This window comes from Streptomyces griseorubiginosus, assembly GCF_017614965.1.
GTDB lineage: Bacteria > Actinomycetota > Actinomycetes > Streptomycetales > Streptomycetaceae > Streptomyces > Streptomyces griseorubiginosus_B.
Genome location: NZ_WVUG01000319.1, coordinates 1 through 9,923 on the forward strand (window position 1 = coordinate 1; position 9,923 = coordinate 9,923).

Sequence of the window (9,923 nt, forward strand, 5' to 3'; positions counted from 1 at the left end):
GCACCGGGACCCGGGTCCCGGTGCCGCCCCTGGCAGGACGTCCTCAGACGCCGTACTTCTCCCGCAGCTCCACCTTCCGCACCTTCCCCGACACCGTCATCGGGAAGGAGTCCAGGATCTGCAGCCTGCTGGGCACCTTGTAGTGCGCCAGCCGGCCCTCGCAGAAGGCGCGTACCTCCTGAAGCGTCGGCGGGTCGGCGGGGTCGCGGGGGATGACGCAGGCCAGGACCTCCTCGCCGTACGTCTCGTGCGGCACGCCGACGACCTGGACGTCCTGGATCTTCGGGTGGCCGTAGAGGAACTCCTCGATCTCGCGCGGGTAGATGTTCTCGCCGCCCCGGATGACCATGTCCTTGATGCGGCCGACGATCTCGACGTAGCCGTCCTCGCGCATCGTCGCCAGGTCGCCGGTGTGCATCCAGCGGCCGGGGTCGACGGCCTCGGCGGTCTTCTCGGGCTCGTTCCAGTAGCCGAGCATCACGCTGTAGCCGCGGGTGCACAACTCGCCCGCGGTGCCCCGGGGCCGGGTCACGCCCGTCGCCGGGTCGACGATCTTCACCTCGATGTGCGGCAGGACGCGGCCGACCGTGCCCGTGCGGTGTTCCAGGTCGTCGTCCATCCTGGTCTGCAGCGAGACCGGGGAGGTCTCCGTCATGCCGTAGCAGATGGAGACCTGCTCCATGTGCATCTCGGCGACCACCCGCTTCATCACCTCCACCGGACAGGGCGAGCCCGCCATGATGCCGGTGCGCAGGGAGGTGAGGTCGTAGCCCGCGAAGTCGGGGAGGTTCAGCTCCGCGATGAACATGGTCGGGACGCCGTAGAGGGAGGTGCAGCGCTCCTGCTGGACCGCCTCCAGGGTCGCCCTCGGATCGAAGGACGGGGCGGGGATGACCATGCAGGCGCCGTGCGAGGTGGCGGCCAGGTTGCCCATCACCATGCCGAAGCAGTGGTAGAAGGGCACCGGGATGCAGATCCGGTCCTGCTCGGTGTAGGCGATCAACTCGCCCACGAAGTAACCGTTGTTGAGGATGTTGTGGTGGGAGAGGGTGGCGCCCTTCGGGAAGCCGGTGGTGCCCGAGGTGTACTGGATGTTGATGGGGTCGTCGCAGGACAGTTCCGCGTACGTGGCGTCGTCGGTGGCCCGCCGCCGGAACGCGTCCCAGCTCGGGTCGCCGATGTAGACCGTCTCCCGCAACTGCGGGCACCTTCCCCGCACTTCCTCGACCATCGCCCGGTAGTCGCTGCTCTTGTGGCTGATGGAGGCGAACAGCAGGGAGACACCGGACTGGTTCAGGACGAACTCCACCTCGTGCGTCCGGTAGGCGGGGTTGATGTTCACCATGACGGCGCCGACGCGGGCGGTGGCGTACTGGACCAGCACCCACTCGGGGCAGTTGACCGCCCAGATGCCCACCCGGTCGCCCTTGACGACCCCGCTTGCCATCAGGGCCTGCGCCAACTCGTCCACGTCGGCGGCGAATTCGGCGTAGGTCCAGCGCCGCCCGGAGGGCACGTCGACGAGCGCCTCGCGGTCCGGCCAGCTCGCCACGGCCCGGTCCAGGTTGGCGCCGATGGTGTCACCGAGCAGGGCGGTGGTTCCCGTCCCGTGCGTGTACGACAGGTGCGCGGTCACCGGAAGTCCTCCTCGCGGTACTCGGCGTCCGACCCGGCCGCCGTGGCCTCGCGCAGCTCGATGCGGCGGATCTTGCCGGAGACGGTCTTGGGCAGGGGCGCGAACTCCAGACGGCGGATGCGCTTGTAGGGGGCGAGGACCTCGCGGGAGTGCTCGAAGAGCACCTTCGCGGTGTCGGGGCCCGGCTGCCAGCCCTCGGCGAGCACGACATACGCCTTGGGCACGGCCAGGCGCAGCTCGTCGGGGGCGGGGACGACGGCCGCCTCGGCCACCGCCTCGTGCTCCAGCAGCGCGCTCTCCAGCTCGAAGGGGCTGATCTTGTAGTCGGAGGCCTTGAAGACGTCGTCGCTGCGGCCGATGTAGGTGAGGTATCCGTCCTCGTCGCGCGAGGCGACGTCACCGGTCCGGTAGTAGCCGCCGGCCATCGCCTCGGCCGTGCGGTCCGGGTCGCCGTGGTAGCCGGTCATCAGGCCGACGGGCCGGGCGGACAGGTCCAGGGCGATCTCGCCCTCCGTGGCACCGGGCGCGCCGGTCACCGGGTCCAGGAGCTCGACCTTGTAGCCCGGGCTCGGCCGGCCCATCGAGCCGGTCTTCAGCCGCTGGCCGGGGCTGTTGGCGACCTGCACGGCCGTCTCGGTCTGTCCGAAGCCGTCCCGGACGGTGACGCCCCAGGAGCGCCGGACCTGCTCGATGACCTCGGGGTTCAGCGGCTCCCCCGCGGCCACGACCTCGCGCGGCCGGGTGCGCAGCTGGGTGAGGTCGGCCTGGATGAGCATGCGCCACACGGTCGGCGGGGCGCAGAAGGTGGTGACGCCCGCGCGGTCCATCTCGGCCATCAGCCGCGCCGGGTCGAAGCGCGTGTAGTTGTGGATGAAGACGGTCGCCTCCGCGTTCCACGGGGCGAAGAGGTTGGACCAGGCGTGCTTGGCCCAGCCGGGCGAGGAGATGTTGAGATGCACGTCCCCGGGCCTGAGGCCGATCCAGTACATGGTGGCCAGGTGGCCGATCGGGTACGAGGTGTGGGTGTGCTCGACCAGCTTGGGGCGCGCGGTCGTGCCCGAGGTGAAGTACAGCATCAGTGGGTCGTCGGCGAGGGTGGGCCCGTCGGGCAGGAATTCGGCCGGGGCGGCGTACGCGTCCTCGTACGGCTCCCAGCCCTCCTCGGGCAGTCCGCCGACGGAGATGCGGGTGTAGGCGCCGGGCACGTCGTCGAACTTGGCGGTGTCCTCCGCCCGTACGATCACATGCTTGACCCGGCCCCGGTCCACGCGGTCGCGCAGGTCGGCGGGGCCGAGCAGCGGGGTGGCCGGGATGACCACGGCCCGCAGCTTCATCGCGGCCAGGGCCGTCTCCCACAGCTCGACCTGGTTGCCGAGCATGACGAGGACGCGGTCCTCGGCGGCGACCCCGCGGTCGCGCAGCCAGTTGGCCACCCGGTCCGAGCGGTCGGACAGCTCCGCGAAGGAGAGCCGGACCTCGGTGCCGTCCTCCTCGACGATGTGCAGGGCGGGCCGGTCGTTGCCGTCGGCGATGACGTCGAACCAGTCGAGCGCCCAGTTGAAGCGCTCCGGCCGGGGCCAGCCGAACCCCTCGTATGCCTTCGCGTAGTCCTCACGGTGGGCGAGCAGGAAGTCCCGCGCCCTCCGGAACTCCTCCGTGGCCGTCGTCATCGTGTTCCTCCTCTGACCGGACCATTGCCGGGCGGCTCTCTGCCATCGTGTAATCCGTGGTGCAGGTCTCACTACCCCCGTACGGGGGTGTGCGCCGCACAGAAAGGGCGAGCGGGTGACGGCGGACGCGGGCGGGGCGGTCGAGATACGGAACGCGCTGGTGCGGCTGCGGCGCACGACCGGGCTCCCGGTCGCCTTCGGCGGGCTGGTGGAGCCCGGGCGCCGGCACGTGCGCATCAGCGAACTCAGCGGCGCCGCCACGAGCGCGCTGAGCGGCCTGCCGGTGAGCTCCGGCAACGGACTCGGCGGCCGGGCGGTCGCCCTCGCCCGCCCCTGCGCCGTGACGGACTACTCCTCGTCGCGGCAGATCAGCCACGAGTACGACGTTCCCGTCGCCGCCGAGGGCCTGCGCTCGGTGCTGGCGGTCCCGGTGGTGGTGCGGCGCCGGGTGCGCGGTGTGCTGTACGGCGCTCTGCGCACGGCCCAGCCGCTCGGCGACCGCACGCTGGACGCGGCGATGGAGGCGGCCCGGGACGTGGAGCAGACGCTGGTCGTGCGGGAGGAGGTGCGCGAGCTCGTCGCGGCGGCCGCCGGTGCGCCGCCCGCCGCCGAGCCGCCCCCGAGTGCGGCCTGGGAGCAGGTCCGGGAAGCGCACGCGGCGCTGCGCGCCCTGGCCCCGCGGCTCGCGGACCCGGTGCTGCGGGAGGAGCTGCTGGACGCGTGCGCGCTGCTGACGCCGGAGACGTCGCGGCCGGAGGTCCGGCTGGCCCCCCGTGAACTGGACGTCCTCGCCTGTCTCGCGGCCGGGGTGACGAACGCCGTCGCGTCCGAGCGGCTGGGACTGCGGCCGGAGACGGTGAAGAGCTATCTGCGCTCGGCGATGCGCAAGCTGGGGGCGCACACCCGGGGGGAGGCGGTCGCGGCGGCCCGCCGGGCGGGGCTGCTGCCGTAGCCCGCGGCAACCGTCTCGACAAGCGGCTATTCATTACGCGATGCTTTGAATTTCCGTATGCTGCACCCTTGTTATGTCCCTCACCACCAGGTCCGTCCGAATTTCAAAGAGACGTTGCCTAGAATTTGGTCCGGACACGACACCCGGAGGGGAGCGGTAACCGTGCGACGGGACTTCAAGGAGCCTGCCAGAAGCCGCCCCGACCTGGTCATCGGCAGGGAGGAGCCGTTCGGCGCGGCGCGCGAGCAGCTCGCCCGCGGCGGCAGTGTGCTGCTTCACGGTCCCGCCGGAATAGGAAAGTCGACCGTCCTGCGGGCATTGGCATCCGAATATGGGACGGCGGCCACGACCGTGTTGCGCTGCTCGGCGACCGAGTCCGAATCCCATCTCCCCTTCCTGGCCCTCGCGGACCTGCTCGGCCTGGTCCTCGACAAGGTCTCCGACGCGCTGCCGCCCGCCCAGCGCACGGCGCTGGAGTCGGCGCTCACCGGCCGCGGCGAGTCCACCCTCCAGCGCGACGGCCTCGCCCTGCGCCTGGCCGTGCTCTCCGTCCTGCGCACCCTGGCCGCCGAGGGACCCGTCCTGATCGTCGCCGACGACCTGCAGTGGCTGGACTCCGCCAGCGCCGAACTCCTCGGCTTCGCCGCCCGCCGCCTCGGCGACACCCCGGTGCGGATGCTGTGCGCGGTGCGCACCGAGGGCCAGGAGTACGACCGCTTCCTGCGCGCCTCACCGCCGGACACCCTCGCCGTGCGGCTCGGCGCCCTCTCCCGCACCCAGGTCTCCGCCCTGCTCGACCACCGCGGCTACACCGGCCTGCCCCGCTCCACGGTCCGAGACATCCACCGCACCAGCGGCGGCAACCCGCTCTTCGCGCTCGAACTGGGCCGCGCCCTGGCGGAGAACCCGACCCCGCCCCGGCCGGGCGAGCCGCTGCCGGTGCCCACCTCGCTGCGCGCGCTGGTCCTCAGCCGTCTGGAGATGCTCTCCGACGACGCCCGCCGCACCCTCCTGGTGGCCAGCGCCGGCGCCCGCCCCACCCTGGCCCTGCTGCACGCGGCCGGCCGGGAGAACGCCGAGGCCGAGACAGCCCAGGCGGCCGAGCTGGGGCTGCTGGCGACGGAGCCCGAGGGTCCCGCCGTACGGTTCGCGCACCCGCTGATCTCCGCCGCGCTGTACGCGGAGGCGCCCGCGCAGGAGCGGCGGGCCGCGCACGCCGCGCTGTCGACGGCGGCCTCGGACCCGATCGAGCGGGCCCGGCATCTGGCGCTCGCGACCACCGGCGCCGACCCGGAGGCGGCGGCCCGGCTCGCGGAGGCCGCCGCGCTGGCCCGGGACCGCGGCGCTCCCTCCGCGGCCGCCGCACTGGGCCTGCTGGCCGCCCGGCACACCCCGGCCGACGGCGATCCCGGCCCGGACGAGCGCAGGCTGCAGGCAGCCGAGGACGCGATCATCGCCGGCGAGGTGGATCTCGCCCGGGACATCGCGCGGGACGTGCTGACCCGGGCCACCGCGCCCGCCGACCGGGTACGGGCCTGGATGGTGGTGATCGAGTCGGCCGGGCAGGCGCTCGGCGACGTCGACACCGTCTACCCGCAGGCGCTCGCCGACGCCGGCTCCGACCCGGGGCTGCTCGCCCTGGTCCACTACCAGCTGGCCTGGCGGGGGCTGGTCGTGGAGGGCGACTTCGCCACCGGCCGGGAGGAGGCGGCGCACGCGGCGGAGCTGGCCGCGCGGGCCGGGGACCGGCGCACCGAACTGCTCGCGCTCGCCTTCCAGGGCGAGACCGAGACCCTGATGGGCCATCCGGACGCGCCCGCCACCATCAAGCGCGCCATGAAGGAACCCCAGGACCCGCAGGTCGCCTGCCACCACAACGGCGCGGGCTCCGCCCGCTTCCGCTGGCTGGTCATGAGCGACCAGGTGCCCGAGGCCCGCTCCACCGTCACCGTGCTGCTGCGCCGGGCACGGCAGCGCGGCATGGTCGAGAGCGAGGTGCATTTCGTCCGCATGCTCGCCGAGACCGAGCTGCGCTCCGGGCACTGCGGACGCGCCCTGGACCTGGCCCGGGAGAGCATGCGGCTGGCCCGCGACTCCGGCATCGGCGAGATCCCCTCCGCGGTGCTCAACTCCCTCGCCGAGGCCTCCGGCGGCGACGCCGACCGTGCGCTGGCCCTGGCCAGCGAGGCCCTGGAGCAGGCCGAGCAGGCGGGCGACCAGATGTACGTCTCCAGGGGGCTGACCGCACTCGGGCACGCCCAGCTGGTCGCCCAGGACGCCGAGGGCGCGGTGCGTTCGCTGCGCCGGGTGCGGGAGCTGGAGCACGGGCTCGGCATCACCGACCCCGCCCGCGGCCGCTGGCACGGCGACCTCGCCGAGGCCCTGGTGCGCATCGGCGAGGTCGACGAGGCGCGCGAACTGGTCGCCGGGGCGCGCGAGCACGCGCTGCGGCTCGGCCGGGAGAGCGTCCTGGCGGTCCTGGACCGGGCCGAGGCCCTGGTGCGGGCCGCGCGCGGCGAACACGAGGCCGCGCTCGCCCAGCTGACCCAGGCTCAGGACCGGCTCGCCAAGCTCGGATACGGCCTGGAGGAGGCACGGGCCGCCTTCGCGCTGGCCTCCCTGCGCACCCGCCGCGCGGGACCCACGTCGTACGACGAGGCGGCCCGGCTCTTCCGCCGGTGCCGGGCGCTGCCGTGGCTGCGGCAGGTGGAGGCGGCGGCCGCGGCGAACCCGGTGGAACCGAATCCGCCCGTCGCCGCGTCAGAGGGCCTGGAGGGCCTCGCCTCGATGGAGCGTCAGGTCGCCGCGCTCGTCATGGAGGGCGCGACCAACCGCGAGATCGCCGCGCGTCTGTTCATCAGCGTCAAGACGGTCGAGGCGACCCTCACCCGGGTCTACCGCAAGCTCGGCATCCGCTCTCGGGTGGATATCGTCCGACTGGCGGCGGGGCGCCGTACGAAGTGAGGTTTGTCCGGGTTTACTAGGGGTCGACCGAGGGTTTTCCCTGCCCAACTCCCCTAGGGGGTTCCCTCATTGGGGTGAGGGTGCGCCGGGTTCTAGCGTAAGGGCGTGCCGCTCGCCCGGGCATACGGGGGTCGGTCCCGCGACCCCCGTGCACCAACCCCCACACCCGCGCGATCCCCCACCGGCAACCCCCACAGGAGACTCATGTTCGGGCTCACCCGTGCCAGAAAGACCGCCGCGGTCCTCGCGGCGGGCGCCGCGGCGGTCACCACCGCAGCTCTCGGCGCACCTTCGGCGGCAGCCGCGCCCCAGCCGATCGTCGGGGGCACCACGACCACCACCACGGCCTACCCGTTCGTCATGCAGATCACGGACGCCTCGCAGAACCAGTTCTGCGGCGGCACCCTCGTCTCGGCCACCAAGGTCGTGACGGCCGCCCACTGCATGGTGGGCGAGACCACGAGCAGCGTCCGCGTCGTCGGCGGCCGCACCTACCTCAACGGCACCAACGGCACCGTCAGCAAGGTCAGCAAGATCTGGATCAACCCGTCCTACACCGACGCCACCAACGGCGACGACGTGGCCGTGCTGACCCTGTCGACGTCGATGCCGTACACCACGGCGAAGTACGTCTCCTCCTCGGACACGGGCGTGTACGCGGCCGGCACCACCGCGCGCATCCTGGGCTGGGGTACCACCTCGGAGAACGGCAGCTCCTCCAACCAGCTGCGGACCGCGACCGTCCCGATCGTGTCCGACTCCAGCTGCCGGAGCTCCTACGGTTCGGACTACGTCCAGTCCGACATGGTTTGCGCCGGATACACCTCCGGCGGCACAGACACCTGCCAGGGCGACAGCGGCGGTCCCCTGCTCATCGGGGGCGTCCTGGCAGGGATCACTTCTTGGGGCGAGGGCTGCGCGGAAGCGGGGTACCCGGGTGTCTACACCCGGCTGACCACCTTCTCCAGCCTGGTGACCGCGCAGGTCAACTCATAGCCCCGAGAACTTCCTGAGCACCGCTCAGGAGTACGACCAGGGGGCGTTGCGAGCTACCACGAGCAGCTCGCAGCGCCCCCTATCCACGTGGACGCTACTTGTCGGCGGTGAGCTTCCCCGCGGCGCCCCAGCTGTCCGCGGGGACCTCGTGGATCCACACCTGCACGGTCTCGGCCGGGATCCGGTAGGCGTCCACGAAGGCGTCGGTGACGCGCTTGACGAGGTCCCGCTTGAGCTCGGTGTCGCGCGGGCCCTGCTGGATGGTGACGATCGGCATGGCTGAACTCCCTTGTTCTGTGTCGTTCCCGGGTGAGTCCAGTCCATCGCCTCCGGCGTCCGCGACCAAGGAGCAGACCGCGACCGCAGCGATCAGTTCTCGTGATCGCCGCAGGCCAGGAGCAGGGTGTCCAGGTGCGGGGGGTCGGCGGCGGCCGGTACGGCGAGTCCCGTCGACAGAGCGAGGCCGGGCGGGCGGAACGGTACGAAGGCCACGCGCGGGCTGTGCAGCACGCGCGCGTGGGAGGCGTACACGACCGTCCACAACGGGCGGGTGCCGATGGTGGCGAGGGTGTCCTGGAGGGAGCCGCCGGCCGGCCCGGGCAGCGGTGTGAAGCCGGCCTCGTGGCAGGCGCCGACCACCAGGTCGACCAGGGCGGGGTTGTTGCGCCGCTCGGTCAGGCTCAGGGGCAGCTCCGCCAGTTCCTCGACGCCGATCTCCTCACGCCCGGCGAGCGGATGCGCGGCGGGGAGGGCGGCGACCAGGGGATCGGGCCACAGCGGCAGCACGTGGACGCCCTGCCGGGGCTCGGCGGCCCGTACGAACGCGGCGTCCAACTGGCCGCGCGCGACCCGTTCCAGGCGTTCGGCGGCCGGGAGCGAGAAGAGCTCGACGGGGACGTCCGGCGCCCTGCGGGCGAAGGCGGCGAGCACGCGGTCGAGGTGCGCGCCCAGGCCCGTGCTGGTGCCGATCCGCAGGCCGGGCGGCGGGGCGACGGCGGCGCGGGCCCTCTCGGCGGCGGCCAGCACCGTGCGCGCCTCGGGCAGCAGCCGCTCCCCCGCCGCCGTGAGCCGCACCCGGCGCGGGCTCCGGTCGAACAGTTCGGCGCCCAGTTCCCGCTCCAGGCGCTGTATCTGCATACTCACCGCCGACTGCACGATGTGCAGCCGCTCGGCCGCCCGCCCGAAGTGCAGCTCCTCGGCGACGGTGACGAAGTAGGTGAGCTGCCGCAGTTCCATGGACCCGACTCTAGAGCGGGGGCCGTGGGGCTTGTTTCCCTGTGCGGCGATCGTGATCCCGGGCCCGGCGTGCTGTTCCTCATCGGGCGGGCGCTCGCCCACGGCCGCCGTACCGCCGTGGCCACCGCCCTCGGCGATGTCTTCGGCTCCTGTCCGGCCGTGACCGGGCGAGCCGACCGAGGCTCACGCGATCACGGTCCCGAACCGGATGTCGTACGGCGTGTCCGGGTACAGGACGCCGAGCATGCGCTCCCCCTCCGCCGTGAGCTCCGCCCGCTGAGCCCTGGTGAGGCTGCCGAAGGGTTCGATGACGAGGGTGTCCCGCTCCAGCTTCCACACGCCGGCCAGGAAGCCGTCGACGAGGAACGTGCAGTGCACCAGGTTCCCCACCCAGCTGCGGCCCCAGTACTCGGGCGGCACCACCCGGGTGCGGTCGGCGTGGGAGAGGAGCAGGTTGTCGAACTCGGGG

8 protein-coding genes are annotated in these 9,923 nt (G+C 72.7%); 3 read left to right on the forward strand and 5 right to left on the reverse strand.

What is annotated here, in order from left to right; genetic code table 11:
• Nucleotides 1-43 precede the first annotated feature (43 nt).
• Nucleotides 44-1,636, reverse strand: coding sequence for an AMP-binding protein (locus GRC12_RS36980; protein WP_208784510.1), 1,593 nt, complete (start codon nucleotides 1,634-1,636; stop codon nucleotides 44-46).
• Entirely contained in the window at nucleotides 1,633-3,306 is a 1,674-nt protein-coding gene (locus tag GRC12_RS36985) for an AMP-binding protein (RefSeq protein WP_208784511.1), read from the reverse strand. The genes GRC12_RS36980 and GRC12_RS36985 overlap by 4 nt, the downstream gene beginning before the upstream one ends.
• 115 nt (nucleotides 3,307-3,421) lie before the next feature.
• Here GRC12_RS36985 and GRC12_RS36990 point away from each other — a divergent pair, with 115 nt between their 5' ends.
• The 3 genes from GRC12_RS36990 (at nucleotide 3,422) to GRC12_RS37000 (ending at nucleotide 8,218) form a co-directional block, all read left to right on the forward strand.
• Nucleotides 3,422-4,258: a response regulator transcription factor gene (locus tag GRC12_RS36990; RefSeq protein ID WP_208784512.1), complete on the forward strand. Its 837-nt coding sequence runs from the start codon at nucleotides 3,422-3,424 to the stop codon at nucleotides 4,256-4,258.
• Between the two features lie 162 nt (nucleotides 4,259-4,420).
• On the forward strand, nucleotides 4,421-7,222 hold the full coding sequence (locus tag GRC12_RS36995) for a helix-turn-helix transcriptional regulator (RefSeq protein WP_208784513.1): 2,802 nt from the start codon (nucleotides 4,421-4,423) through the stop codon (nucleotides 7,220-7,222).
• A gap of 204 nt (nucleotides 7,223-7,426) precedes the next feature.
• Entirely contained in the window at nucleotides 7,427-8,218 is a 792-nt protein-coding gene (locus GRC12_RS37000; protein WP_208784515.1) for a S1 family peptidase, read from the forward strand.
• A gap of 94 nt (nucleotides 8,219-8,312) precedes the next feature.
• Here the strand turns inward: GRC12_RS37000 and dmpI are convergent, their stop codons facing one another.
• The 3 genes from dmpI to GRC12_RS37015 form a co-directional block, all read right to left on the reverse strand.
• Nucleotides 8,313-8,495 (reverse strand): 4-oxalocrotonate tautomerase DmpI, encoded by a 183-nt coding sequence (gene dmpI / locus GRC12_RS37005; RefSeq protein WP_208784516.1) that lies wholly within the window; start codon nucleotides 8,493-8,495, stop codon nucleotides 8,313-8,315.
• A gap of 92 nt (nucleotides 8,496-8,587) precedes the next feature.
• Entirely contained in the window at nucleotides 8,588-9,454 is an 867-nt protein-coding gene (locus GRC12_RS37010) for a LysR family transcriptional regulator (RefSeq protein WP_208784517.1), read from the reverse strand.
• Between the two features lie 183 nt (nucleotides 9,455-9,637).
• On the reverse strand, nucleotides 9,638-9,923 hold a 286-nt coding region (locus GRC12_RS37015; RefSeq protein WP_208784518.1), incomplete at its 5' end, for a DNA glycosylase AlkZ-like family protein.

What these genes read in the sequence shown, in the direction of transcription:
- GRC12_RS36985 (WP_208784511.1), bottom strand. Translation starts at nt 3,306, where the DNA reads ATGACGACGGCCACGGAGGAGTTCCGGAGGGCGCGGGACTTCCTGCTC.
- GRC12_RS37000 (WP_208784515.1), top strand. Translation starts at nt 7,427, where the DNA reads ATGTTCGGGCTCACCCGTGCCAGAAAGACCGCCGCGGTCCTCGCGGCG.
- dmpI (WP_208784516.1), bottom strand. Translation starts at nt 8,495, where the DNA reads ATGCCGATCGTCACCATCCAGCAGGGCCCGCGCGACACCGAGCTCAAG.
- GRC12_RS37010 (WP_208784517.1), bottom strand. Translation starts at nt 9,454, where the DNA reads ATGGAACTGCGGCAGCTCACCTACTTCGTCACCGTCGCCGAGGAGCTG.